Source organism: Streptomyces atratus (assembly GCF_014648655.1).
GTDB lineage: Bacteria > Actinomycetota > Actinomycetes > Streptomycetales > Streptomycetaceae > Streptomyces > Streptomyces atratus.
Map to the genome: position 1 here is coordinate 25,086 of NZ_BMRN01000034.1, position 24,392 is coordinate 49,477.

Consider the following 24,392-nt stretch of genomic DNA (forward strand, 5'->3'; position numbering starts at 1 on the left):
CGGCTCGGCCGTCTCAGTCCCATCGAGTTCGAGGAGAAGTACTACGCCCGCCGAGCGACGGCCGAACGTGGTCAGCCGGTAGCGGGGGCTCGGTGGATGTTGCGCGAATCGGCCGGATACCACCTGCAGAAGAAGGATCTTCCCGCAGCAGACTCTTGGTCATGGCAGTCATCAAACGAATCGCCGCTGTGGCCACGTCCGTCGCCGTTTTCGCCGGCACTGCGCTCACCGTGGCACCCAGCGCCTCGGCCACCAGCTACAACGGGTGTGACTACCCGAGGGTCTGCTTCTACCAGACCCAGCCCGACTGGACCATCGGCATGCCCGACGCTGCGTACCAGGACGTCACGACCTCCTACCAGAACCTCAGTTCCAGGGCCTACGGGGCCGACTGGGTGTACAACTCCCGCAACGACGACCGCGCGATGCTTCGCTTCACGAACGGCGGCAGCACGTACTACAAGTGCCTCCCGCCCAACGGAACCATCCAGTTCTCGCCAGCTTCCACCGTCACAGGAATCCGGATCGACACAGCGTCCGCCTGCTGATTCCGCCCGTGCGAACACACCGGTTCCACGGCTGATCCCACCGGGACAGACATGAGGGTGCGTGCCGGGTTCCAGCACGCACCCTCATGTGTCAGACGTTCGCGCAGCCACCTCGCCCGGCTTCGACGAGCGGAGGGTCAAGGTCTGTGTGACATCCTGTGAGTTTCTCTGAGCCCTGCTGACTCCTTGTCCCCGTGGCGGACACCTCACCGTCGGACCATCGCACCAGGAAGTCGTCCGGGTGGCGGTTGTCCGTGTAGTCGCCGGCGCCCAGCATGGTGGCGTGTGTCCAGAGCCGGTTGGGCTTCTTGACCTGGATCTCGCCGTGGAAACCGTTCTGGTCGATGTCCTTGTAGAGGGTCAGTTCGCCGTCCGTCCATCGGACGATGAGGTCGTGTTGGTCGTTGCCGGTGAAGTCGCCCGATGTGATCGTCGCGGCGTGCTTCCAGGTGCCGTTGGGCGCGGCGAGTTTCTTCTCGCCGTGGAAGCCGTCGTGGTTGACGTCGGTGTACAGGGTGACTTCACCGTCGCTCCAGCGGACCAGGAGATCGTCGGCCCACTTGTTGCTGGTCGTGCAGCGGCCGCCGGCGATGGAAGTGGGGTGCTTCCACAGGTCGTTGGGATTCTGCAGCTGTAACTCGCCGTGGAGGCCCGGGCCGACCACGGGTGCCATGCACAGTGCGAGTTGGGTGACCTGGGCAAATGTCGCCGCGATGGACCTCATGTCCCGCCCCGGCCGGGGCGCAGGCCGTCCGACCGTGAGCAAGGGGTCGGCGTCGGAGTACGTCGCGGCGAGGGGGCGCAACCCCGCAAAGAAATACGGCGCGACGTCGTACCCCCTGTGACAGGGTCCGGTACAGCAGATCAGCTCTGGTTCCAGGACCCACCACACTCCGCAGGAGCGCCCGATGGCGATACCACCGCGCCTGATCCCAGTGCTGCAGCAGTTCGACCTCGCGCACGGGCGCCTCACCGACCGACTGGCCGGCCCCGTCATGGACAGCGGCAACGGCACAGCCATCGAAGTCGCGCCGCTGACCGACGAGGAACACCTCTGGGAGCCGGTGCCGGACTGCTGGTCGATCCGTCGCCGCGCCACCGGTCCCGGGCCGACGGCGACCCTCCTGGCCGATGCGGGCGACTGGGGTCGCGGCTCGGCGCTTCCCCCGCACCCCACGCCGCCGCAGCGAGCTGCTGGCCCTGCGCGCCGACCACACGAACGGCAGCCACTCGCCGACCCGCGACGACTACCGCGTCATCGCGCACGCCGCCGGGGCGGTCGCAGGCTTCGATTCCAGTGCCACGGCCTGGCGGGAGGCGCTGATCGGCATCGACGACCCGGCGCTGGACGCGGTGAGGCACAGCGCATACCCGCACGGCAGCGATCCGGAGGACCCGTTCATCGAAACGGTCTGGTGGGTCAATCAGGAACTGCTGCACCACGGAGCCGAGATCGCCCTGCTGCACGACCTCTTCCGCGCCAGGCAGCGCTGACGGCGACGACGGCGCTCGGCTGGGACCGGCACCGCGGGCGGACGCACCTGGCCCCCACCGGATGCACGGCGGGGGCCCGGCTGCGGCCGCCCAGTTGTCAGACCGCGCGGAGGTACTGCTCCGGCGTGCGGAGTTCGCCACCCAGTTCACGGGCTGCGTGCTGGGCCCACGACGGGCTCCGCAGCAGCTCGCGCCCGAGGAGAACCGCGTCCGCCCGGCCCTCTGTGATGATCTTCTCGGCCTGCTGCGGCTCGGTGATCAGGCCCACGGCCGCCACGGGGAGCGAGGTCTCCGCCTTGACCCGCTCGGCGAAGGGAACCTGGTAGCCCGGCCCGGTCTCGATGCGGGCGCGCGGGGCGTTCCCGCCGCTGGAGACGTCCAGCAGGTCGACGCCGTGGGCCTGGAGCTCCTTGGCCAGTCGTACGGTCTCGTCGACGGTCCAGCCCTCGCGCTCGTCCTCGTCGTTCTCCGTGAGCCAGTCCGTCGCGGAGATCCGGAAGAGGACCGGCAGTTCCTCCGGCCAGACCTCCCGCACCGCGTCGACGACCTGCAGTGCGAAGCGGGTGCGGTTCTCGAAGCTGCCGCCGTACTCGTCGTCACGCCGGTTGCTGTGCGGGGAGAGGAACTGTCCGATGAGATATCCGTGGGCTCCGTGCACCTCGGCAACCTGGAAGCCCGCGTCGAGCGCGCGGCGGGCGGCCTCGCGAAACCGGCCGACGATGCCCTGGATCTCGTCCACGGTCAGCTCGTGCGGCACGGGGTGACCGTCGTCGAACGGCAGCGGGCTGGGGGCGACGGGCGTCCAGCCGTGCGCATCCGGCCCGACGGGACCGCCGCCGAGCCAGGGGGCAGCCGTCGACGCCTTGCGACCGGCATGCGCGAGCTGGATGCCGGGAACCGATCCCTGTCCCTTGATGAAGGCGGTGATCCGCCGGAGGGCGGCCACCTGGGTGTCGTTCCAGATGCCGAGGTCGGCGGGGCTGATCCGGCCTTCGGGGCTGACCGCCGTCGCCTCGGTGAGAATGAGACCGGTCCCGCCCGCGGCGCGTGCCGCGAGGTGGGCGAAGTGCCAGTCGGTCGCGACGCCCGCGTTCGGCCCCACAGGTTCGGCGCTGTACTGGCACATGGGCGCCATCCACACCCGGTTGGGAATGACTAGCGACCGCAGGGTGTAGGGCTCGAAGAGGGCACTCACGTCGGACTCCGTTTCGACGGTACGGAAGAATCGCTAGTACGATACATCCCGTACTACGACGCTCGTCAAATTACGACGTTCCTCGTACAAGGGCGTGTACATGCGTGAGGCCCGCTCCCGGTCCGTTTCCGGCCGGGAGCGGGCCTCACGCGCCGCTGAGCGGCCGTGTGCGAGCTATCCGCGACGCCTCAGTGTGATGTCGGCGTCCGCGTCGTAACCCTGGGTCCAGCTGCGTCCGGCGCCCGACTTCCAGGTGACATGGGCGGTGGTGCCGTCGATCCTGACGCCCTCCACCGTCATGGCCCGGTCGCCGTCCCGTACATCCCCTCGACGCAGTTCGCACGCCTTGACGGTGACGGGCTCCGCCGACTGCGCGCTCTCGGCCTCGTCCGCCGCGAGGACGAGAGCCGCCGCCAGTTCCCGGGCGCGGGCGGGGGTGCAGATCACAGTGAGCTCTCCCGACGGTGCCACGCCCCGGACCTGGACTCCCGCCCCAACGGGGATCACGTCCAGGGTCGCAACGTGTCCGTCGCGGTCCTCGATCCCACTCGCCATCGCTCTGCTCTCCCCTTGCCCGATGCGCCCTTCGGCTCGGTACAGCCGGAGGCTCTCCGGCGGGCCCAGATAGCTGGGCTTGAGGCCGCCGGTGTCGACCACCAGGTTCTGCAGCACCACCGTCGGGTCGACCATCCAGAATTTCAGCACATGGACTCCGGGCCGGCCGATCCGGTGCACCGTACTGGTGACATTGACGTTGTCCGAGGTGTTGCGGGCCCACTGGACGTTCATCGTGCCGTCGTCGGAACCCGCCACCACCGTGACGTTCACCTTCTGCGGTGCGTCGCCGTCGAAGGAGACGGCGTACGTGAGCCCGTCGGAGGCCAGGGCGTTGTTACGGGGTGACAGGTAGGCGTGGACGGTGACCGGGCCGGTCGTGAACAGGGAGACCCGGTACTCCAGCCGCGGGCTGTTGCCGCCCGGGGTCTGCCGGGCCGCAGTGACCGGGAAGGGTTCCACGCCGGCGCCGGTCCGTCCGATGCCGGGGACGCGCTGCCGGGTGATCCCGCTGCCACCGACGGAACGCGAGTAGTGATCCGCCTCGATGAAGACGTATCCGTTGGCCTCGACGAACCCTTCGAGCTGCGAACGCCGTTGCCTGGTGCGCCCGGCGGAAGGCGTCGGCGATGCAGCCGGGGCCGAGCTTCTGCAGCCGGACGCTGTCGCGCATGGTGCCGTCGTCGCTGAAGGCCTCGTTGACGACGTCCCACTGCCGGATCTTGCCCTTGAAGTGGGTCACCTGGTCGGTGATGTGCTTGCGCAGGATCTCCCGCAGCTTGTCGGCCGTGAAGTCGCCGTTGTTCAGCCAGGCGGGCAGCTGGCTGTGCCAGACCAGGGTGTGGCCCCGGACCAGCTGGCCGTTCTCCTTGACGATGTCCACCAGCTCGTCGTCGGCGGCCCAGTCGCAGGTGCCGCGCTGCGGCTCGACGACCTCCCCCTTCATGACGCTCTCCGGGGTGACCGAGGAGAACTCCCCGCGGCCTTGGCCCGGTAGGGCGCGTCGGAGGCGAGCGCCGACATGTCGACCGCCGCACCGATCCGCAGGTCGGCGCGCTTGCCGAGCCCGACGAGGGTGGTGGCGCCGCTCATCGAGATGGCCGAGACCGCCGCCCGCCTGGTCCTCGACCTCGGCCGGGGCGCCCGGCCCGCGACCACCCGGGTCGATCCGGCCACCAAGCCGGTGGTACGCAGCAGCACCGCCGAGCCCAGCCGCCGACCCCTCCTGCCCGCACCCCGCTCACCCGGTCCGACCTGCGCTTCTATTCCGTTGCGGGCCGGACGGGAGCTGCGTATCGTCCCCCGTCATGACGACCCCCACCCTGCACACCGGGCGGCTGCTCCTGGAGCCGTACACGCCCGCGGACGAGGACGGCTTCGTGGCGCTCTTCCAGGACGCCCGGGTGTCCCGATGGATGGGTGACGGGCCCTGTGCCGAGTCCGAGGACCGAGCCCTGTTCGGGCGGATCTTCAGCAAGGTGTACGCACAGGAGCTCTTCGACGTATGGGCCGTGCGACAGGGTGGCCGTCTGGTCGGCCATGCGGAGATCAAGCCCTCCCCGTCCCCGGACGTGGACGGCCACGAGATCGTCTACGCCCTGGCTCCGGCCGCATGGGGAAAGGGGTTCGGCACCGAGATCGCGCAGACACTGACTTCGTACGGGTTCGACGCCCTCGGGCTCACCGAGGTGCATGCGACGGTGGACGCCGAGAACGCGGCGTCGCTGGCGCTGCTCGGCCGGATCGGCTTCCGGCACGTCCGGGACACGGTGGAGGACGACGGCAGCACGACCCGGGTCCTGACGCGCTCCGCCGGCGCCGGCAACGCCGGGGCGGATCAGCCGCGGTAGACGTCCAGACGGCCGCACATGCCGAACTTTCCGTACGCGGAGGGCTGTTCGGCGTGCGCACAGGCGTCGGCGAGGTATCCGCTGTCACCGCGCGCCAGAGCGTCGAGCTGTCCGCCGGTCACCTCGGACGCGGCAGCGGCCCCCTTCTGCCAGCGCCCCCGCCAGTCCTCGGTCCTCGGGCGTACGAGTGCGGCGGCGGCCCGGTGGAATTCGGCGAGCGGTTCGGGGTCACCCGCCTCGGTGGCCCGGCGCAGCGCGAGAAACCCCTCGACGGCGAGATCACGGCGGGCGCGGGCGGCCCGCTCCTGTTCCTCTTCGGAGCCGTCGACGGGAAGAACGACCGCCGCCCGGTAGGCGTCGGGGTCCGCAAGGTGGCGGGGCGGCAGAGTGAGTACGGCGTCACCGGCCTCGGGCAGCCCGCTGTTCTCCATGATCACGACGATACGCAGCCCGTCCTCGCTGACCAGGCGGTGGATCGTGCCCGGCGTGAACCAGACCAGGGCACCCGGGGCCAGTGGCGTCTGCCGGAACCCCGACGCGGTGAGGGTCTGCACCGAGCCCGTGCCCCCGACCACCACATACCCCTCGGAGCAGGTGAGGTGGAGATGGGGCGTCCCGCCGCGCAGGCCGTCCGCGGTGGGCCAGTCGTAGACCCGCAGGTGGGAGACGGCGACGGCACCGGGCAGCCCCTCGAAGGTCGGCACAGCTACTCCTCGGTCTCTCTGCGTCGGCGCCGCGGCAAGCGCTTTCCGTTCCTGCTGCACCGTACCTTCGCCGACCGCGGGAGCAACAGGGTCCGGGTGACCGGAGCTGCCCTGCGGGCCACTGTCAGTGGTGGGGTGCAGACTGACCCGTATCCGACACAACGGCGTTTCGGGAGGTTCGGCCATGACCGACGTACTACTCACCGTGGGTACCCGCAAGGGACTCTTCATCGGCCGCAGGCGCGGTGGCGCGTGGGAGTTCGGCGGCCCGCATTTCAACGCTCAGGCGATCTATTCGATCGCCATCGACACCCGCAGGCAGGTCCCCCGACTGCTGGTCGGCGGGGACAGCGCGCACTGGGGCCCTTCGGTCTTTCGCTCCGACGACCTGGGCAGCACCTGGGTCGAACCACAGCAACCGGCCGTGAAGTTCCCTCAGTTCACCGAGGCATCGCTGGAGCGGGTCTGGCAGCTCCACCCGGCGGGCCCCGAGGCGCCCGATGTCGTGTACGCGGGGACCGAGCCGGCGGCGCTGTTCCGGTCTCAGGACGGCGGGGTGTCCTTCGAGCTGGTCCGCCCTCTGTGGGAGCATCCGACGCGTTCGAAGTGGGTGCCGGGCGGGGGCGGTGAGGGTCTGCACACGATCCTCACGGACCCCAGGGATGCCCGGGCCGTGATGGTCGCGGTCTCCACGGCCGGGGTGTTCCGTACCAAGGACGGCGGCGCGAGCTGGGCTCCGTCGAACAAGGGAGTGTCGGCGGTCTTCCTCCCCGACCCGGATCCGGAGTTCGGTCAGTGCGTCCACAAGGTGGCCCGGGATGCGGTCGATCCCGACCGGCTCTACCTCCAGAACCACTGGGGAGTGTTCCGGAGCGACGACTCCGGGGACAACTGGGCGGACATCGGCCGGGGCCTGCCCTCCGATTTCGGATTCGCCGCAGCAGCGCACCCGCACCGCGCGGACACGGCGTACCTCTTCCCGATCAACGCCGATGCCGACCGTGTGCCGGCCGAGCACCGCTGCCGGGTCTTCCGCACCGGCGACGCGGGCAGCACCTGGGAGCCGCTGTCGGCGGGCCTGCCCGAGGAGACGCATTACGGCACGGTGCTGCGCGATGCGCTGTGTACGGACGACGCCGACCCTGCGGGCGTCTACTTCGGCAATCGCAACGGCGAGGTCTATGCGAGCGCGGACGACGGGGACAGCTGGCAGCAGCTCGCCTCGCACCTGCCGGACGTCCTGTGCGTCCGAGCGGCGGTCATCGGTACTTGACCGGTGTGGTCGTCAGCAGCGGAGCAGGGCCGCGGCAGCAACTGCCCCGTCGATGCAGTCGGTCAGGACGCAGAACCGCACGCGTGGATGTGTACGGCTTCAGCACCTCGGTCGCCTCCGTGGTGCTGCTGCCGATCGGCGTCGGCTTCCTCCTGGACAACGTCCTCGGCGGCTTCGTCGGCGACCGGGCCGGCTGCCCGCCGAGGCCGCAGTGGTCGGTGTTCCGCACGAGTTGAACGGCGCAGAGGTCGCCGCGCTGGTCACTGCGAAACCGGGCGTCGAGGACGCCCCCGATGAACTGCACAAGTTCGTCAAGGCCCGAGTGGCCCCTACGAGTACCCGCGAATCGTCCAGCTGGTGGACCAGCTGCCTAAGTGGACCAGCTGCCCAAGAGGCCCACCGGCAAGATCCTCAAGCGGGTCATCGTCATCGACGTCCGAGGAGTGCGGCAGGCAGACAGAGAGGGAGCTTCGCCTTCGCCGCCGCCGGTCCCGGACCGGCGGCGGCTTCGGCTCAAGGCAGCTGCCAGTCCACCGGCTGGGCCCCCTGGCGGAGCAGGAGTTCATTGGTGCGGCTGAACGGGCGCGAGCCGAAGAAGCCGCGGTCCGCCGACATGGGCGAGGGGTGCGCGGACTCGATCGCCGGGAAGCCGTCGAGGAACGGCCGCAGATTGCGGGCGTCGCGCCCCCACAGCACTGACACCAGGGGCTTGCCACGCGCGGCCAGGGCCCGGATGGCCTGCTCGGTCACTTCTTCCCAGCCCTTGCCGCGGTGCGCGCCCGGTTTGCGGGGCGCCGTGGTGAGCGCCCTGTTCAGCAGCAGCACGCCCTGGCGCGTCCAGGGCGTCAGGTCACCGTTGGACGGTCGCGGAAGCCCCAGGTCCGTGTGCAGCTCCCGGAAGATGTTCTCCAGACTGCCGGGCAGCTGACGCACCTCGGGGGCCACGGAGAAGCTCAGCCCCATGGCCATCCCGGGTGTCGGGTAGGGGTCCTGACCGACGATCAGGACACGTACTTCGTCAAGGGGTTGCTGGAACGCGCGCAGAACGTTCGCGCCGGCCGGCAGATAAGTGCGGCCGGCTGCGACCTCCGCACGGAGGAAATCGCCCATCGCGGCGACGCGTCCGGCCACAGGGGCCAGCGCCTCGGCCCAGCCGGGCTCGACTACTTCATTCAACGGTCGTGGTGCCACGAGGCATCACTCTACCGGCGTACTGGACCCGCTCCCCGCAGCTGTGGCGGCTTCCGCAGCCTGCCTCCTGCGCCCCGAAGTCCCGCGTCCGGGACTCGGGATAGGCTGCCGCCGTCATTCGTCTTCTCACCTTCTTCTCTCTCTGGAGCCGGTCCATGAGGTCACGCAGGTGTTCGCCGGAAAGCGGCGGTGCTCGTTGCGCCCGGTGGAGGCTGTCGTGACGGCGCAGACGGAGACGGACGCATCGGCCGGCGCGACGGGTACGTCGGGGCCGTTCGTGCTCGGCGTGGACTCGGGCGGTTCCGGGTTGCGGGTGGCGCTGGGCAACGTCGGCATGTCCGCCCCGGTGGGCACGACTGTGTGCGCCGAGCCGGTGCGCACCGGACCTGCCGGGATCGATGCGGGTCATCTGCTGGAGCAACTGCTGCCCGCCGCCCGCCGGCTGCTGGAGCGGCACGGCAGCGGGGACGGCACCCGGATCGCCGCCGTGGCGATCGGCGCCGCCGGTATGGCGACGCTCGGCGGACAGTTGCGCGCCGAGCTGCCTTCGGCCCTGGAGAGCGCGCTCGGGATGCGCCGGCTGGCTCTCGCCGCCGACGCGGTGACCGCCTACGCGGGTGCGGTCGGTCAGCGCCCGGGGGCGGTCGTCGCGGGCGGCACGGGCATGATCGCGCTGGGTACGGATCTGACGAGCTGGCGCCGGGCCGACGGCTGGGGTCATCTGCTGGGTGACAGCGGCGGCGGGGCCTGGATCGGGCGGGCCGGGCTCGATGCGGCCATGCGAGCGCATGACGGGCGGCGCGGTGGGTCCGCCGCACTACTGGCCCGGCTGGAGGCGGTGTTCGGGCCGGCACCGGAACTACCGGGACTGCTGTATCCGCGCACCGACCGGCCTGCCGTGCTGGCCTCGTTCGCGCCCGAGGTCGCCGCGTGCGCCGGGCATGATCCGGTCGCCGCGGGCATTCTGCGCGAGGCCGCCGGACATATCGCGGAGGCGGCCGCAGCGGTGTGTCCGAAGGCCGGGGCCGACGACGAACCGTGCGAAGTGGCCCTGACGGGCGGCTTGTTCCGGATGGGCGATCCACTGCTCGTGCCGTTGCGGGAGGAGCTGTCCCGGCAGCTCCCGCAGGCACGCACGGTCGCCGGTTCGGGTGATCCGCTGACCGGTGCGCTGTCCATCGCTCAGGCGTTGGCCGCCGGGGATCTGCGACTGCCCCGCCATCCGACGCTGCTCTGCGTACCCGGTCACGGGACTGAGCAGGAGCCCGGATAGGTGCCGACAGATCAGGACAGTCGACCGGTAAGCCTCTCATCGGATATAAACGGACAGATAACGCCCAGCCGGGCCCTCCCCGAACAGAGGGGCACCCAAAACCAGTAGCATGCGGCGCCATGAGCACCCCCACTGGGCCCGCTTCCGGCCTGCCTGTACGAATGCCGCGACCTCGCCAGTCCGGACGGCACCGCCGCCCGGAGCCCGTGGTCGCACCTGAAGGCGCTGCCGCGCTCGTTCTCGCCGTTCCCGGTACCCCCTCTTCGGCCACGCGCAGCCTGGCCGAAGAGGTGATCAGCATCGCCCGTTCCGAGCTGCCCGGCCTCAATGCCCGGATCGGATACCTCGACGGCGACGATGCCGAGTACCCGAAGCTCTCGTCCGTACTCACCCACAGCGCCGCCGAGCGCATCGCGCGCTTCGAGCAGGCGCAGGCCGCGGGCCGCGAGGTAGCCGAGCCCGAGGGTCCGTCCGCCGTCGTGGTGCCGTTGCTCGCGGGGCCGGACAGCGCCCTGATCCGGCGGATACGGCAGGCCGTGATGGACAGCGGTACGCAGGTCGAGCTGACCGATGTGCTCGGCCCGCACCCGCTGCTCGCCGAAGCGCTGCACGTACGCCTCTCCGAGGCCGGTCTGGCCCGCGCCGACCGTGCCAGGCTCTTCACGGTGGCCACGGCCGCCGACGGCATCGTGCTGGCCACGGTGGGCGGCGAGGAAGCCGTGCAGGCCGCCGGGATCACGGGCATGCTGCTGGCTGCCCGGCTCGCGGTACCGGTGATGGCCGCCGCACTCGATGTGGAGGGTTCCGTCGCGTCGATCGCGGAGCAGCTCACGGGCTCCGGCTCGGTGCAGCTCGCGCTGGCTCCGTACCTCGTCGGCCCCGAGGTGGCCGAAGGGCTGCTGGATGCCGCCGCGAAGGAGGCGGGCTGTGCGACGGCCGAGCCGCTCGGCGCGTATCCGGCGATCGGCAAGCTCGTGCTGTCGATGTACACGACGGCGCTCGGTATCACGCCGACGACGCCGCAAGGTGCTCAGGCGCACTGACGCGGTGCCGGGTACGCCCGGCAGCGGTCTGTCATCGGTCGCCGGGCGGGTCCGGCCTTTCTGGCCCGCCCGGCGATTCGGCTGTGCGTGGCGTGATGTCAGGCGAAGATCACGCAGGACGCGGCAGGGGCTTCCAGCGAGCCCGTGCGGCGCGGGATGCCGGTTGCCGGGTCGACGGAGAACCAGCTGACGTTCCCGGACCGCTCATTGGCCGCGTACAGCCATCGGCCGGTGGGGTCGAGCACGAGATCGCGCGGCCAGTGCCCGCCGCAGCCCACGGTCGTGACCAGCGTCGCCTTCTCGCCCGTTGCGTCGAGCGCGAGAACGGAGATGCTGTCGTGCCCCCGGTTGGCCGTCCAGAGGAACCGTCCGTCGTGCGAGACGACCACCTCGGACGGGTAGGTCGTCGTGGCCCCGCCACACACCGATTCCTCGGGCAGCACGGACGTCTCAGCGACCGGTTCCAGGACTCCCGCGGCGGCGTCCCACCTGCATATGGTGACGGTCGGTTCAAGTTCGTTCAGGACGTAGGCGTGGCTGCCCGCAGGGTGGAAGGCCAGGTGGCGCGGGCCCGTGCCCGGCCGCAGGGCCGTCTCGCCGTGCAGCCGCAACGCCCCGGTGGTCGTGTCGAGCGCACAGATCCGTATGGAGTCGGTTCCGAGGTCCACACTGAGCACCCAGTTCCCCGACGGGTCCGACAGCACCTGGTGGGCGTGCGGGCCCCGCTGACGGTCGGCGTCGGGACCGCTGCCCTCGTGCCTGAGCACGGTGGTGACGGCGCCGAGGGAACCGTCCTCCCGCACGGACAGAGCGGTGACGCTGCCGGAGCCGTAATTGGCGGTGAGCAGATGACCGCCCGCGAGCGCGAGATGGGTCGGACCATCGCCGTCGACCGGTCGGAGCTCGCCGACCGGCTGCGGCACATCGCCGGTGATGTCGAGTGCGGCGGCCGCACCGCGCTCGGTCTCGCTGACCGTGTACAGCGCCCTGCCACCCGGACCCGGCCCGTGGCCCATGACGAGATACGAGGGATCGGGAACGGTGTCCGTCGAGCCGAGGACGGTCAGGGCCCCGGTCTCCTGATCCATGGTGGCGGCGGTGATTCCCCGCCCGCCCGCCGAGGTGAACGACCCGATGAATACCCGTCCCGCGCCGTTGTCGCTGCCCACCGCACTGCTCGTCACCGCACTGCCCCTCTCCGCCGACTGAGCACGACCGTTCGTACCGTCGTGATCTTCCCGGGCGACGGTAGCAGTCGGCCCATCGAGGTCTGGACCAAGGCCTCGGTTGCCTGGCCTGCTCTGCGAGGGCGCTTCACACACCGATCAACGGGGCGCGCGGATCGCTGTGCAGCGGGGCGGCGAGCTCGGCGAGTGCCCGCTCCAGACCGTGCAGGTGGGCGAGCGCGGGCTCTGCGACGGTCTGGTGCGGCGGGATGCTCGGCACGCCCGCCCGCTGCGGCAGATCCGAGGCCGTCAGCGCCTCCACGGAGGCTTCGACGCGCCAGCAGGCAGCAGCGAGGCGGGCGTCGTGGGACGCTTCCGGGTCCGCGGCGACGGAGGCCAGTCCGCGCACCTCGTGTGCACATGTGTCCAGCAGAGCGAGTACCTGTCCCGCGCGGGCCTTTCGGGCGCGCAGTGGGCTCAGCGGATGCACCAGCGGGGCCAGGGACAGCCGCACCCGCCCGAGGAGCGCCTCCAGCTCGGCGATTCGGGGCGCCGGGTCGGCGGTCGTCGAGCCGGAGAGCCGTGCCGCGGCTTCCGCGGTGCAGGCATGCACGCAGCGCAGGGCCCGCTGGATCCATGCGTCGGTCGTGGCGTGTGTGGTGACAGGCAGCACGAGGAGCACCGCGAGCATCGCACCGAGCGCTCCGGCACCGGTCTCGGTGAGCCGCAGCATGAGCAGGGCCGGGTCCAGTACGCCGAGGAGGCCGTAGAGCGCCCCCGCCATCACCGTCACGGAGAACACCATCCAGGTGTACGAGACCGCAGCGGTGTAGAAGATCCCGAAGACGCCGAACGCGACGACGACCGCGCTGGGCCCGGCAGCACCGTGCAGCGGGACGACGACGGCCAGGCCGATGGGGATGCCGATCAGTGTTCCCAGGACCCTGCGGAAGCCACGTACCAGCGTCTCGCCGCGTGAGGCGGTGTTCACGAAGACCCACCATGTGGCGCCCACGGCCCAGTACCAGCGCTGCTCGGAGAGGAGCAGCCCCGCCGTGAGCGCGATCGCTCCGCCGACGGTCGCCTGAATCGCCTGGCGCGTGGTCGCGCGGGCCAGCCCCTTGCCGGTGGCCGACGTGGGCACGGCGGCGGCGGGCAGCCGACGCTCGTAGCACCACAGCCCGAAGCGGACGGTCGACGAGGCGAGCAGCGAGAGGGCGACCGCGGAGTACAGCTCGGGCAACTGCCCGGGCAGGGTGTGGAGGAACTGCGTGGTGAAGAAGGCCATGAAGGCGAACACGCCCAGTGAGTGGCCGCGCGGCCCCCATCGTCGGGCGTACACGCCCAGGCCCATGACCGCGAGAAAGGCCGCGTCCCGTGCCAACGGATGGTCGTGAAGCCCTGCGGCGAGGGCGAGCACGGGAAAACCGACGGCCGGCAGCAGGGCGGTGGTGATCGCCTGATCGCGCACCGTGGCATCCAGCACCGTGAACAGGGCCAGCAGCGCGGCAAGCCCGCCGGTGACGGCCGCGACGAGCGAATGACCGGCCAGACCGCACACCACGACGGCCAGCCCGATGCCGAGGACGGCCCTCAGACCGCTGCGCAGCCGCAGTCGGCCCGGGTCCGGGGAAACGAACATCCTCTTCAGCACGGCATGCTCCTGCTCCTGCACACCGGTCCTGCACACCGGCATGAAAAAGGCGCCGCGGGGATCCGCAGCGCCATCGACGGGTACATCACAACACCTCTACGGTCCGTGGCTCAAACGAGAGGGAAATCATTGGGCCATTGGCCCAGGCATTGGCCGCCAATATGCACCATAGCTAGGCCAACGGACCGAAATGGGGCCGAACGCCGTCCGCGGCACCCCGGCGCCCGTGTGGCCGTCGCGTGGACGAATGCCTCATGCCGCCCCAACAGGGGCGGGAAGTCATCGGTGATGGGCAGGGGGCTGTGTGGGCAGTAACGCAGTCACGTCGTAGCCGCCGTCAGGGGTGGCTCCGGTGGCGAGTTCACCTCCCAGCATCACGGTGCGCTCGCGCATACCGAGCAGACCGTGGCCCGCGCCGACCGAGGGCGGGGCGGCCCGCTCCGGCGGGGTGTTGATGACCCGGACCGTGACGGCCGACGAGTGGTGGCCGATCTCCACCCGCACCTTTGCGCCCGGTGCGTAACGCATCGCGTTGCTGAGCGCCTCCTGCACGATGCGGAACGCCGACAGCTCGACGCCCGGCGACAGCGGATGCGGCTCCCCGATGGTCTCGGCGTGGCCGAGAGCCCGGCGCCGCGCGCGGCGAGGGCCTCGGTCGCAGCACTGCGCAACGGGCCCCGGACGGTCAAAGCCGGTGCCGGTACGGCCCGCGGGGCCGGCCGCTGCCGCTGTCGGCACGGCCACCGAGGCGGCCACCAGGCCGCGACGCAGGCGTCCTCTGCACGGATGGAACGACATGGCAGCTTGTTCCTTCCGTACCGGATGACTGCGCCGCTTCGGGTACAGAAGCTATGGAGAGGGCCTTGTAATCCGCGTCCCACCGGGGTGTGAACCTTTTTCGCAGCTCTGCAGGACTACGGGCATGAGATGCGGGTGAGGGTGCGTCGGATTGCACCAATGGGGCTGCTTCCGGGCCATTGGTACAGTCGCAGCCCGGATCGGCCTACCAGGAAGAGACCAACGGACCATGGCGGTGGACGCCCTCGACACCCGCATCCTGCGATTGCTCATCGAGCAGCCGCGTACCAGCGTGCGTGAGTACGCACGCATCCTCTCCGTCGCCCGGGGCACCCTCCAGGCCCGTATCGACCGGCTGGAGCGGGACGGTGTGATCACCGGTACGGGTCCGGTCCTGTCCCCCGCCGCGCTGGGTCACCCGGTGCTGGCCTTCGTTCATCTGGAGGTCACCCAGGGGCATCTGGACGAGGTCGGTGGAGCGCTCGCCTCGGTGCCGGAGATCGTCGAGGCCTTCTCGACCACGGGCGGCGGCGATCTGCTGGCCCGGGTGGTGGCCCGCGACAACGGGCATCTGGAGGATGTGATCCAGCGTCTGATCCAACTGCCCGGTGTGGTCAGGACGCGTACCGAGGTGGCGCTGCGCGAGCGGGTTCCGCACCGGCTGCTGCCGCTGGTCGAATCGGTGGGCCGCACTGCCGCCGGCAGCCCGAAGTGATCAGCGTCTTGGCATGCTGGACGGCATGAACTCCCGGCGCGTTCCCGTCCCCGCCGTCGTCTTCGATCTCGATGCCACGCGGGTGGACAGCGAGCCGAACTATTACGAGGCGGCTCGCCGCCTTTGACGAGGGCTCGTTCACCGCATTCGGCGCCCTCGCCATCGCCGCGCAACGCCGCCGCCGTTCACTCGACGACGTGATCGTCTCCACCCCGGCCGACGGCATGGTCACCGGCACGGGCACGGTGAACGGCGTACCGTGCGTAGCGATGTCGTACGACTACACCGTCCTCGCGGGTACCCAGGGCCATCAGAACCATCGCAAGACGGACCGGATGCTGCTGCTCTCCGAGCGGCGCGGGCTGCCGGTGGTGCTGTTCGCGGAGGGCGGCGGCGGTCGCCCCGGGGACACGGACACCACGGCGGTCGCGGGTCTCGATGTGACAACCTTTCATCGGATGGGCCGTCTCAGCGGTCTTGTCCCGCTGGTCGGCATCGCGTCGGGGCGATGCTTCGCGGGGAACCCGGCACTGTTCGGCTTCTGCGATGTGGTGATCGCGACACCGGAGGCCACCATCGGCATGGGGCCCGGCGGTGATCGAGGGCGGCGGGCTCGGCACATACCGGCCGCAGGAGGTCGGACCGCTCTCCGTGCACGGCTGCTCGGCGTGCCGTCGAGGTCCGGCGGCCCGATATCCTGATCATGCCGCGCGCCCCACCCCGCCCCGATCCCGGTCGGGACGCCGCCGTGGCAGTCGAAGCGGCCCACAATTCGAGATTGGTGCACAGGTGCTGGTAGCTGGTCGGTACCGCTTGTTGTCCTCCATAGGCCGCGGCGGCATGGGTGAGGTGTGGCGCGCCGCCGACGAAGTGCTCGGCAGGGCAGTGGCCGTGAAGCTGCTGCTCGGCGACCACGCGGACGAGTCGGCCACCGCCCGGTTCCGTCTGGAGGCGCAGACCGCGGCCCGCCTGAGCCATCCTCATCTGGTGGCCGTGTTCGACTTCGGGGCCTGGGAGGACCGCTTCTACCTCGTGATGGAGCTCGTCGAGGGCAGAAGCCTGGGCGATCTGCTCAGGGCCGAGGAGCGGCTGGGCGCCGAGCAGGTCGCCCGGATCGCGGGCCAGGCGGCCGCGGGGCTCGCCGCCGCCCATCGGCAGGGCATCGTGCACCGTGACATCAAGCCCGGAAACCTGATGCTGGACGCGGAAGGGTCCGTCAAGATCGGCGACTTCGGCATCGCCCAGTTCGTCGACGACCCTTCCGCCGCGCTGACCACCACGGGGCAGATCGTCGGCACCAGTCTCTATCTCGCCCCGGAGCGCGCCCTGGGCCGTACGGCCGGTGCGGCGTCCGACATGTACTCCCTCGGCTGTGTGATCTACCAACTCCTGTTGGGCGAGCCACCGTTCCGCTCCGACACCGCGACCGCCACGCTCTATCAGCATGTCGACACGGCCCCCGTGCCGCTCAGACAGCGGGGAGTCGACCTGTCTCCCGCCTTCGACTCCTATCTGCTCGGGCTGCTCGCGAAGCAGCCCGAGGACCGGCCCAGCGCCCAGCAGGTCGCCGACTGGTTCCAGAACGATGCGTGGCGGGGACAGCGGGAGCCCATGCCCATGTACGCCCCCACGCCTCCTCCGGCAGCACCGAGTGCTCCCTATGCCCCGGCACCTGCCCCCGCGTTCGGCACAGCCCCGGCATCCGCCTCCGCTCAGCAGGCCGAGGGCCTGACCACCTATCGCCTGCCGCAGGCCGGCGGCCACAGACGGCGTCCGGCGAACCGGGCCGTGCCCGTCCGGCGGCGCACAGGCGCCCGCGAGGCGATCAGGCGTCGGCCCAGAGTGGCCAGCGCCATTGCCGGTACGGTCGCCTTCCTCGCGGCCGTGTACCTGGGGATGAGCCTGTTCTCCCCGGATTCCAGCTCGGCCGACACCCCGGGCACCGGTCCCGCCGCATCCACCGGACCGGATTCCGGCTCGGCCGACACCCCGGGCACCGGTCCCGCCGCATCCACCGGACCCGAGCCACCGGCCCCCGACCAGCCGGCACAGGACAGCGAGGACGACGGGGACGACGAGCAGGACTGAGCCGCTCTCCCCTGCCCGCCCCGATCCCATGACCGTACCGCCCCCGCCGCGCCACCACCCGTCAAGCAGCCGTCAGGACCGGTGGTCGCGGCGTCAGCGGTTCATCAACGGACGCCGACGGGCCGGCCGGCTTCCATAGCGTCGCTGCATGCGACGACGCGACATCCGAGCCGTGCCCGGCCCGCACACCGGCCGAGCACACCCTCCGCCCGATACGACCGCCCACGACCACGGCTGGGCCGGGGACCTGCGGTTCGCGGTCCGCTGTGCCGTGACGCTCCTCGGGCTGCTCCTGGCCGTCGATGCGACGGCCGGTCACCTCACCTGGCTGCGCGCGCTGCTGTGGACCGGCCTGGCTGCCCTGCTGCTCGTGGTTCTGGTGCCGCCACGGGTCCGTGCGGGCGTCGGGTGGCTGTCCTGCCGCGGCCTGGTGTGCGAACGGATCGTGCGCACCGACCGGCTGGTGTCGGTGCGCTGGTCGGACGGAGTCTCCCAGCGTCTGGTGCTCCGTGACGCGGACGGCGGCCGGATCGAGGTCGACCCCCAGGTCTTCCTCGCCAATCCGGCGCTGTGGCACCGGCTGGACGACGACGCCCGCGGCTGTGTGAAACGCGGGACGCTGCGGTGCGGGGTGACGGCGCTGCGTCAACTGGCCGACCGTATCGACCGCCGGACCGCGCGTACGGTGTTCACGATCTCCGGCCTGGAGTAACCGCCCCGCACACCCGGGTTGTTGTGCGATCCCACCATCGCGGCTTGACCAGACTTGCCAAGTCCCCCGGCAGCACTCGCTGTTCATTGACGAGGCCATGGCGACATGTGAGTGTTCGGTCGCTCGATCAGGGACGACGGCGACACGGGCGACGGGGCCGGCCTCGGACGGGCCGGAGCAAGTGCGTCATGATACGCCGCTGCCCGTGATCGAGGCCCCCCCGACTCAAGGAGCCTCGATGAAACGCAGACCGATGACGGCCGGGACAACCCTGGCCGTCCTCGCCGGAATGCTGGTCGTCACCAGCGGCCGGCCGGCATCCGCCGAACCGTCTCCGCCCGCCCCGACCGCGCTCTCGGCCGCGGTGTCGGCAGCCGACCGGGCCGCCGCCAGTGGTCTCGACACCCTGGCGAAGGGACCCGACGAGCAGTACGAGCGGCAGATGGTGACCCCTTGGGTCAAGGGCATGTACTCCGTCGCCTACCAGCGCACCTATCGCGGTCTGCCGGTCGTCGGCGGGGACGCCGTCGTGGTGGCCGACTCCGAGGGCCGGGTACGCGGCACCCAGTCGGCGGTGTCGCGGCGGATCAACGTGCCGACCACACCGACCGTTTCCGCCAAGTCGGCCGAGACCACCTCTCGCAAGAAACTCACCACCGTGACACGGGTGGACTCGCACCGTCTGGTCGTACGCGCCACGGGAAGGACCTCCCGGCTGGCCTGGGAGACGGTGCTCACCGGGCGCAGCGCCAAGTCCCCCAGCCGTCTGCATGTCTTCGTCGACGCCGGCACCGGCAAGGTGCTCGACAGCTACGACGACGTCAGGGCGGGCACCGGCAACAGCCAGTGGAACGGTCCGTCGCCGCTGTCCATCGACACCACCGCGTCGGGCGGCAGCTACTCGCTGCGTGACCCGAACCGGCCCGGCCTGAGCTGCGCCGACTACAGCACGGGCAGTGTCTTCAGCAAGTCGAGCGACTCCTGGGGCACCGGCAACGCATCCAGCAAGGAGACCGGCTGCGCCGACGTCATGTGGGCGGCGCAGCACGAGTGGAACATGCTGCGGGACTGGCTGGGCCGCAACGGGCACGACGGCAACGGCCGCAGCTGGCCGGTCAAGGTCGGACTGAACGACGTCAACGCCTACTGGGACGGCTCCTCGGTATCCATCGGCCACAACAACGCCAACCAGTGGATCGGCGCGATGGACGTGGTGGGCCATGAGTTCGGCCACGGCATCGACCAGTACACTCCCGGCGGCGCCAACAACGAGTCCGGTCTCGGCGAGGCCACCGGCGACATCATGGGCGCCCTGACCGAGGCGTACACCAATGAGCCCGCCCCGTACGACGACCCGGACTACACCGTCGGCGAGAAGATCAACCTGGTCGGCAACGGGCCGATCCGGATCATGTACAACCCGTCGCAGACCGGCGACCCGAACTGCTACAGCTCCTCCATACCCAACACCGAGGAGCACGCGGCGGCCGGTCCGCTGAACCACTGGTTCTATCTGCTGGCCGAGGGCTCGAACCCGGGCGGCGGCAAGCCGTCCAGCCCCACGTGCAACAGCTCCTCGGTCACCGGTGTCGGCATCCAGAGCGCAGGCAAGGTCTTCTACGGCGGCATGCTGCTCAAGACGAGCGGAATGACCTACAAGCGCTACCGCACGACCACCCTCACCGCCGCCAGGAACCTCGACTCCGGTTGTGTGCTCTTCGACCGGACCAAGGCCGCGTGGGACGCCATCGGCGTGCCCGCCCAGAGCGGCGACCCGACCTGTACTCCCAGCGGCAACAACGACTTCACCATGTCCCTGGACCCGGCGTCCGGCTCGGTGAAGCCCGGCAATTCGGTGACGGCCACGGTGCGGACATCGGTCAGCTCCGGGAGTACGCAGACGGTGAACCTGACGGCGAGCGGCCTGCCGAGCGGTGTCACCGCGTCGTTCAGCCCGTCGTCGGTGCAGTCCGGGGCGTCCTCGACGATGACCGTGTCCGCGTCGTCGAACGCCGCACCCGGCGCGTACACCTTCACGGTGAAGGGTGACGGCACCCTGACCCACACCGCGCAGTACACACTGACCGTCGACAACGGCGGAAGTCCGGGCGGCAGCGCGCCCGACATCAGTGTCGCAAACGTGCAGTCACATCTGGCGCAGCTGAATACCATCGCTTCGCAGAACGGCGGCAACCGCAGGGCCGGCAGCGCCGGTTACACGGCCTCTGTCGCCTATGTGAAGGGCAAGCTGCAGGCGGCCGGTTACACCGTCAGCGAGCAGACCTGCACCAGCTGCACGTACCGCGGCAACAACCTGATCGCCGACTGGCCGGGCGGCCCGTCCGACCAGACCGTCATGTTCGGCGCCCACCTGGACGGCGTCGCGGCCGGCCCCGGGATCAATGACAACGGCTCGGGTTCCGCCACCCTGCTGGAGAACGCGCTCGCCCTGGCGCAGCGGAACCCGACCATGACCAGGCATGTCCGCTTCGCCTGGTGGAACGGCGAGGAGCAGGGCCTGCAGGGGTCCAAGTACTACGTCGGCCAGCTCACCGCCGCCCAGCGCAGCGCCATCAAGGCGTACTACAACTTCGACATGGTCGCCTCGACCAACGCGGGCTACTTCATCAACAACGTCGACTCGGCCGCCTCGGCCCCGATGAAGGAGTACTGGGATTCGCTGAACCTCGCGCCGGAGGAGAACGTCGAGGGCCAGGGACGGTCCGACGACTACTCCTTCCAGCAGGGCGGCATTCCCACCTCCGGTTACGCGACGGGCGCAAGCGACACCAAGTCGTCGGCGCAGGCCGCCAAGTGGGGCGGTACGGCGGGCAGGTCCTACGACCCCTGCTACCACCAGTCCTGCGACACCACGAGCAATATCAACGCGACCGCGCTCGACCGCAGCGCCGACGGCGTCGCCCATACGGTATGGAAGACCTCCGTCGGCACCACCGCGCCGGCCGATGACTTCTCCGTCACGGTGAAGCCCGTCTCCGGCAATGTCCAGCCGGGCGGCTCGGTCGGCGCGAGTGTGTCGACGGCGACCACCAGTGGCTCCGCCCAGACCGTGAAGCTCACGGCCTCCGGGGCGCCGAGCGGTGTCACGGTCGCGTTCGACCCGGCCTCCGTACAGTCGGGTTCGTCGTCGGCCATGACCGTCTCCGCCGAGGCCCGGACCGCACCGGGTACGTACACCATCACGGTGACCGGGACCGGTTCGGCCACGCACGCCACCACGTACTCGCTCGTCGTCGGCGGCGGCGGCACCTGCCAGGCACAACAGGTCGTCGCCAACGGCGGCTTCGAGGAGGGCGTCGCGCCATGGACCCAGACGGACGGCGTGATCAGCAACCGGACATCGGAGAAGCCCGCGCACAGCGGCGCGTACATGGCCTGGCTCGGCGGCTGGGGATCCACTCACACCGACACCGCCTCGCAGTCGCTGACCATTCCCACGGGCTGCTCGGCGTACAGGCTGTCGTTCCATCTGCGCACCGACACGGATGAGTCGGCGGGCGACCCGACCGCGTACGACACATTCACCGTGAAGCTGGGCACCAAGACGCTGGCGACGTACTCCAACACGGACGCCGCGGGCTCCTACGTCCAGGAGACCTTCGACGTCGGCGCCTTCGCCGGTCAGACGGTCACGCTCGGGTTCACCAGCAGTGAGGACGCCTATCTGCAGACCAGCTTCGTCGTGGACGACGTGACGTTGAACGCGAGCTGATCCGTCATCAGGAAGCAAAGCGGGCGGGGCGTGTGCGGACACGCCCCGCCCTCGGCGTCTCAGCGGACGACGGCCGCCAGCCGGCGGGTGAAGTCGTCGATCTCCGGCCGGCTGCCGTGCCGGTCCGCCAACCGGCTGTGCAGCCCGCGGAGTTCCTGGCCGAGCAGCGTGGATGCGGTCACCTCGGTGGTGTCCAGCACGGGTTCGGCGATGGCGATCGCGGCGAGCGGGTCCTGGGCGCAGGCATGGGCGTCGGCCATCCGAACCAGGAACAGCATCCGTGTCGAGTGCATCCCCGCAGGGAGCAGGCCCAGCGCGGTACGGGTCGCCTCGACCGCGCGCAGCGCCAGAAGACGGTCACCGGTCGCCGCGGCGAGGTCCCGCAGTGCCCCGGCGGCGCCCGACTCCACCCGCAGACGCACTGAGGCGACGGACAGCCAGGGTGCCTCCGTCTCGTCCTGCTCGCCGACCCGGTCCATCTGTGACCAGGCACGGCCGATGTGGCCCAGGGTCTGCCGCGTGTCGCCCCGCACCGCGTGCCCGCGCGCCACGTACAGATCGCTCATGGCGCCCGCCCAGTGCCGGCCCGCGGCCGCCCGCCGGATCGCGCCGCCGTAGGCGAGGGCGGAAGGGCCGTCGCCCTCCAGCCGCGCCAGGGTGCTCATGTCGCTGAGCGCGGCCACCTCCGTTCCGACGTGACCTGCCAGGCCGGCCCAGACCAGCGACCGGTCGAGCCAGGCCATCGCTGTCGCATTCCGGCCCCACAGCAGCCGCAGACAGCCGGCCGACTGTGCGTACTCGGCTGCAAGTGGCGCGAGTTGGCGCTGGTACGGCGCTGCTGGCAGGGCCATCCAGCGGAGCATCGCGTGCAGGGTGCGCTCGACCACGGCGGTCGCTCCCGGCCAGGCGCGCTCCTCGTCGGCCCGCTGGCAGACGGCGAGCAGCGCCGTCAGGGCATGCACGGTGTCGATGTCCAGCGGCGGGCACGAGACGGTGGCCGGGCCCAGGGCGCAGAAGGCCGAATGCAGGGCGATGACGTCGGCGAGTACGGGAACGGTGCAGCCGTCGCGGCCGTGCACCGGACACACCAGCCCGTAGGTGGGCAGACTCATGGGCAGGACGGTGTCCGGCGGCAGCATCGAGAGCAGGGCGCCACCCGCGGGCTCGCCGGGCAGGGGGACCGTCCGTGCGGTGGTCGTGGCCGGACGTACGCCCCCGCTCCCCTCGCCCGTACCACCCGGCCCTTCGGCCTCCGCCGCCTCGCAGGCGTCGAGCAGGTCGCCGCCGGCCGTCAGCAGATCGTCCAGCCTGCGGGCGAGCGGCAGCGGCGTCTTCCGGGTGCCGTGCTCCAACTTGCTGATGGCGGTGTGGTCGTAGCCGACGCGGGCACCCACCTGGGCCTGGGTGAGCCCGGCGCGCCTGCGCCACTGACGTAACCGGGTTCCGAAGGCTCTCCACGCCTCTGCGGTACGGACATCCGGCGAAGGGCCCACGCCCTCGGTCACCCGGAACCCCGCGGAGCCCCGCCGGATCTCCCACCCGTGCCACGCTCATGGCTCATGGCCTGGAGGATAGCGAGCGTGTGCGCGCGGTGTCCCTGGTACCGCGGGAAGATGGCGCCTTCCCGCGCCTTCCCGGCGTCGGCGCCATCGGTATCGGTATCGGTATCGGTGTCATTTCTGTGGTTCCGGCGTGGGGGCCGGTGTCAGCAGGAAGCTGCGGCGTTCGCCATCGGTCAGCCGCCTGAATACCCGGGAGCGGACCCGTCCGAGCAGGTCGTCGAGATCGGTGGCCGGATCCCGCACCCGCGCACCACCGCGAGCAGGCGTGAGACACCCCGGGGCGGTGCGCAGGGCCTGCTGCACGGCCCAGGGCGGGGCACATTTCTCAATGGTGGCCGGCGCCGCCGGGATCGCCGGCTCCGGCTCGTGCGGGGCGCTTTCGACGACACGGCGGGCGACGGCGTCGGCGATGCGCTCCGTGGCGGCCGCGTCCTTGCGACGGGAGCGTTCCAGAGAGTCGGTGACGAGCGGAAGACGGCCATCGCTCCGGCGCCCTCGTCCACCCGCCGTCGACGAGGGCCCGTCGTTCGCCGCTGAGCAGGTAGGCGTCCCTCCGCCCCGAGTGCTTCCAGTCCCCGGCCCACTTCTCCAGCTCCGTACGCGTCCGAGCTTCCAAGCATCCCCTGCCGGCACCCTGCTCGGTTACGTAACACTCTTGCCCAGTCGGCCAGTTGGGCCGGACGGAGCTGCATGAAGCGGCAACCCGCGGGGCATATGACCGGTGACTGACAGGAGGTGGTGGCAATGGGCCGCATCAAGATCGTCCGACGTCCGCAGCTGCCGTCGCGGCCGCCGCCACTCGATCTGCGAACCCCGTCCGGCCGCCCGCTGCCGTATT

Annotated in this window: 19 protein-coding genes and 7 pseudogenes; 15 read left to right on the forward strand and 11 right to left on the reverse strand. The window is 70.6% G+C overall.

Annotated elements, in window-relative coordinates:
* Window positions 1–161 precede the first annotated feature (161 nt).
* The gene (locus IEZ15_RS33245; protein WP_189280676.1) at window positions 162–548 is read left to right on the forward strand and encodes a hypothetical protein; all 387 of its coding nucleotides are present in this window, start codon (window positions 162–164) and stop codon (window positions 546–548) included.
* A gap of 91 nt (window positions 549–639) precedes the next feature.
* Here the strand turns inward: IEZ15_RS33245 and IEZ15_RS33250 are convergent, their stop codons facing one another.
* Complete coding sequence (locus IEZ15_RS33250) at window positions 640–1,272, reverse strand: hypothetical protein (protein ID WP_189280677.1); 633 nt, start codon at window positions 1,270–1,272, stop codon at window positions 640–642.
* Window positions 1,273–1,456: 184 nt separating this feature from the next.
* Between IEZ15_RS33250 and IEZ15_RS33255 the strand changes: the two are divergent.
* Window positions 1,457–2,042 (forward strand): annotated as a pseudogene (locus IEZ15_RS33255) (DinB family protein).
* 97 nt (window positions 2,043–2,139) lie between these two features.
* Here the strand turns inward: IEZ15_RS33255 and IEZ15_RS33260 are convergent.
* The 4 genes and pseudogenes from IEZ15_RS33260 to IEZ15_RS46820 all read right to left on the reverse strand — a co-directional run.
* Window positions 2,140–3,237 carry an NADH:flavin oxidoreductase/NADH oxidase gene (locus tag IEZ15_RS33260; protein WP_189280678.1) on the reverse strand — a complete coding sequence of 366 codons (1,098 nt, stop codon included), beginning with the start codon at window positions 3,235–3,237 and terminating at the stop codon, window positions 2,140–2,142.
* A gap of 174 nt (window positions 3,238–3,411) precedes the next feature.
* Window positions 3,412–3,792 (reverse strand): hypothetical protein, encoded by a 381-nt coding sequence (locus IEZ15_RS33265; protein WP_189280709.1) that lies wholly within the window; start codon window positions 3,790–3,792, stop codon window positions 3,412–3,414.
* Window positions 3,793–3,834: 42 nt separating this feature from the next.
* Window positions 3,835–4,386: pseudogene (locus IEZ15_RS33270) on the reverse strand (glycosyl hydrolase 115 family protein); the annotation flags it as partial.
* Between the two features lie 58 nt (window positions 4,387–4,444).
* Window positions 4,445–4,738 (reverse strand): annotated as a pseudogene (locus IEZ15_RS46820) (endo-1,4-beta-xylanase); the annotation flags it as partial.
* A 129-nt stretch (window positions 4,739–4,867) separates the two neighbouring features.
* Between IEZ15_RS46820 and IEZ15_RS45370 the strand changes: the two are divergent.
* Window positions 4,868–5,008, forward strand: a pseudogene (locus IEZ15_RS45370) (LacI family transcriptional regulator); the annotation flags it as partial.
* Between the two features lie 91 nt (window positions 5,009–5,099).
* The gene (locus tag IEZ15_RS33280; protein WP_189280679.1) at window positions 5,100–5,642 is read left to right on the forward strand and encodes a GNAT family N-acetyltransferase; all 543 of its coding nucleotides are present in this window, start codon (window positions 5,100–5,102) and stop codon (window positions 5,640–5,642) included.
* On the opposite strand, the gene IEZ15_RS33285 is transcribed toward IEZ15_RS33280, so the two are convergent.
* Window positions 5,630–6,346, reverse strand: coding sequence for a cupin domain-containing protein (locus tag IEZ15_RS33285; RefSeq protein ID WP_189280680.1), 717 nt, complete (start codon window positions 6,344–6,346; stop codon window positions 5,630–5,632). The genes IEZ15_RS33280 and IEZ15_RS33285 overlap by 13 nt on opposite strands.
* 184 nt (window positions 6,347–6,530) lie before the next feature.
* Between IEZ15_RS33285 and IEZ15_RS33290 the strand changes: the two genes are divergently transcribed.
* The 3 genes and pseudogenes from IEZ15_RS33290 to IEZ15_RS45380 all read left to right on the forward strand — a co-directional run.
* Window positions 6,531–7,619, forward strand: a complete 1,089-nt coding sequence (locus tag IEZ15_RS33290) for a WD40/YVTN/BNR-like repeat-containing protein (protein ID WP_189280681.1) — start codon at window positions 6,531–6,533, stop codon at window positions 7,617–7,619.
* Window positions 7,620–7,702: 83 nt separating this feature from the next.
* Complete coding sequence (locus IEZ15_RS45375) at window positions 7,703–7,855, forward strand: hypothetical protein (protein WP_229846265.1); 153 nt, start codon at window positions 7,703–7,705, stop codon at window positions 7,853–7,855.
* Window positions 7,831–7,890: pseudogene (locus tag IEZ15_RS45380) on the forward strand (hypothetical protein); the annotation flags it as partial. The gene IEZ15_RS45375 and the pseudogene IEZ15_RS45380, both read left to right, overlap by 25 nt.
* Before the next feature lie 242 nt (window positions 7,891–8,132).
* On the opposite strand, the gene IEZ15_RS33300 reads toward IEZ15_RS45380, so the two are convergent.
* On the reverse strand, window positions 8,133–8,810 hold the full coding sequence (locus IEZ15_RS33300) for a uracil-DNA glycosylase (protein WP_189280682.1): 678 nt from the start codon (window positions 8,808–8,810) through the stop codon (window positions 8,133–8,135).
* A gap of 217 nt (window positions 8,811–9,027) precedes the next feature.
* Here IEZ15_RS33300 and IEZ15_RS33305 point away from each other — a divergent pair, with 217 nt between their 5' ends.
* The gene (locus IEZ15_RS33305) at window positions 9,028–10,083 is read left to right on the forward strand and encodes an N-acetylglucosamine kinase (protein WP_229846266.1); all 1,056 of its coding nucleotides are present in this window, start codon (window positions 9,028–9,030) and stop codon (window positions 10,081–10,083) included.
* Between the two features lie 119 nt (window positions 10,084–10,202).
* Window positions 10,203–11,126, forward strand: coding sequence for a sirohydrochlorin chelatase (locus tag IEZ15_RS33310; protein ID WP_114243184.1), 924 nt, complete (start codon window positions 10,203–10,205; stop codon window positions 11,124–11,126).
* 98 nt (window positions 11,127–11,224) lie between these two features.
* Here the strand turns inward: IEZ15_RS33310 and IEZ15_RS33315 are convergent, their stop codons facing one another.
* The 3 genes and pseudogenes from IEZ15_RS33315 to IEZ15_RS33325 all read right to left on the reverse strand — a co-directional run.
* Window positions 11,225–12,295: a lactonase family protein gene (locus IEZ15_RS33315; protein WP_189280711.1), complete on the reverse strand. Its 1,071-nt coding sequence runs from the start codon at window positions 12,293–12,295 to the stop codon at window positions 11,225–11,227.
* 145 nt (window positions 12,296–12,440) lie between these two features.
* Window positions 12,441–13,946 carry an FUSC family protein gene (locus IEZ15_RS33320; protein WP_189280683.1) on the reverse strand — a complete coding sequence of 502 codons (1,506 nt, stop codon included), beginning with the start codon at window positions 13,944–13,946 and terminating at the stop codon, window positions 12,441–12,443.
* Between the two features lie 279 nt (window positions 13,947–14,225).
* Window positions 14,226–14,584: pseudogene (locus IEZ15_RS33325) on the reverse strand (sensor histidine kinase); the annotation flags it as partial.
* Window positions 14,585–14,973: 389 nt separating this feature from the next.
* Here IEZ15_RS33325 and IEZ15_RS33330 point away from each other — a divergent pair.
* The 6 genes and pseudogenes from IEZ15_RS33330 to IEZ15_RS33355 all read left to right on the forward strand — a co-directional run bounded on the left by IEZ15_RS33330 (window position 14,974) and on the right by IEZ15_RS33355 (window position 21,992).
* Entirely contained in the window at window positions 14,974–15,459 is a 486-nt protein-coding gene (locus IEZ15_RS33330) for an Lrp/AsnC family transcriptional regulator (protein WP_114243186.1), read from the forward strand.
* 25 nt (window positions 15,460–15,484) lie between these two features.
* Window positions 15,485–15,583 (forward strand): annotated as a pseudogene (locus IEZ15_RS33335) (HAD family phosphatase); the annotation flags it as partial.
* 37 nt (window positions 15,584–15,620) lie between these two features.
* Entirely contained in the window at window positions 15,621–16,160 is a 540-nt protein-coding gene (locus IEZ15_RS33340) for a carboxyl transferase domain-containing protein (RefSeq protein ID WP_229846275.1), read from the forward strand.
* Window positions 16,161–16,299: 139 nt separating this feature from the next.
* Window positions 16,300–17,547: a serine/threonine-protein kinase gene (locus tag IEZ15_RS33345; protein WP_229846276.1), complete on the forward strand. Its 1,248-nt coding sequence runs from the start codon at window positions 16,300–16,302 to the stop codon at window positions 17,545–17,547.
* Between the two features lie 148 nt (window positions 17,548–17,695).
* Window positions 17,696–18,259 carry a hypothetical protein gene (locus IEZ15_RS33350; protein ID WP_229846267.1) on the forward strand — a complete coding sequence of 188 codons (564 nt, stop codon included), beginning with the start codon at window positions 17,696–17,698 and terminating at the stop codon, window positions 18,257–18,259.
* Window positions 18,260–18,512: 253 nt separating this feature from the next.
* On the forward strand, window positions 18,513–21,992 hold the full coding sequence (locus tag IEZ15_RS33355; protein ID WP_189280713.1) for a M28 family peptidase: 3,480 nt from the start codon (window positions 18,513–18,515) through the stop codon (window positions 21,990–21,992).
* 59 nt (window positions 21,993–22,051) lie between these two features.
* Here IEZ15_RS33355 and IEZ15_RS33360 read toward each other — a convergent pair whose 3' ends face one another.
* Entirely contained in the window at window positions 22,052–23,497 is a 1,446-nt protein-coding gene (locus IEZ15_RS33360) for a helix-turn-helix domain-containing protein (RefSeq protein WP_189280684.1), read from the reverse strand.
* Window positions 23,498–24,392: the final 895 nt, after the last annotated feature.

Excerpts from the sequence above, each read along its gene's own strand:
- IEZ15_RS33245 (WP_189280676.1), top strand. The coding sequence starts at position 162 with ATGGCAGTCATCAAACGAATCGCCGCTGTGGCCACGTCCGTCGCCGTT.
- IEZ15_RS33250 (WP_189280677.1), bottom strand. The coding sequence starts at position 1,272 with ATGAGGTCCATCGCGGCGACATTTGCCCAGGTCACCCAACTCGCACTG.
- IEZ15_RS33265 (WP_189280709.1), bottom strand. The coding sequence starts at position 3,792 with ATGGCGAGTGGGATCGAGGACCGCGACGGACACGTTGCGACCCTGGAC.
- IEZ15_RS33280 (WP_189280679.1), top strand. The coding sequence starts at position 5,100 with ATGACGACCCCCACCCTGCACACCGGGCGGCTGCTCCTGGAGCCGTAC.
- IEZ15_RS33290 (WP_189280681.1), top strand. The coding sequence starts at position 6,531 with ATGACCGACGTACTACTCACCGTGGGTACCCGCAAGGGACTCTTCATC.
- IEZ15_RS33310 (WP_114243184.1), top strand. The coding sequence starts at position 10,203 with ATGAGCACCCCCACTGGGCCCGCTTCCGGCCTGCCTGTACGAATGCCG.
- IEZ15_RS33330 (WP_114243186.1), top strand. The coding sequence starts at position 14,974 with ATGGCGGTGGACGCCCTCGACACCCGCATCCTGCGATTGCTCATCGAG.
- IEZ15_RS33345 (WP_229846276.1), top strand. The coding sequence starts at position 16,300 with ATGGGTGAGGTGTGGCGCGCCGCCGACGAAGTGCTCGGCAGGGCAGTG.
- IEZ15_RS33350 (WP_229846267.1), top strand. The coding sequence starts at position 17,696 with ATGCGACGACGCGACATCCGAGCCGTGCCCGGCCCGCACACCGGCCGA.
- IEZ15_RS33355 (WP_189280713.1), top strand. The coding sequence starts at position 18,513 with ATGACGGCCGGGACAACCCTGGCCGTCCTCGCCGGAATGCTGGTCGTC.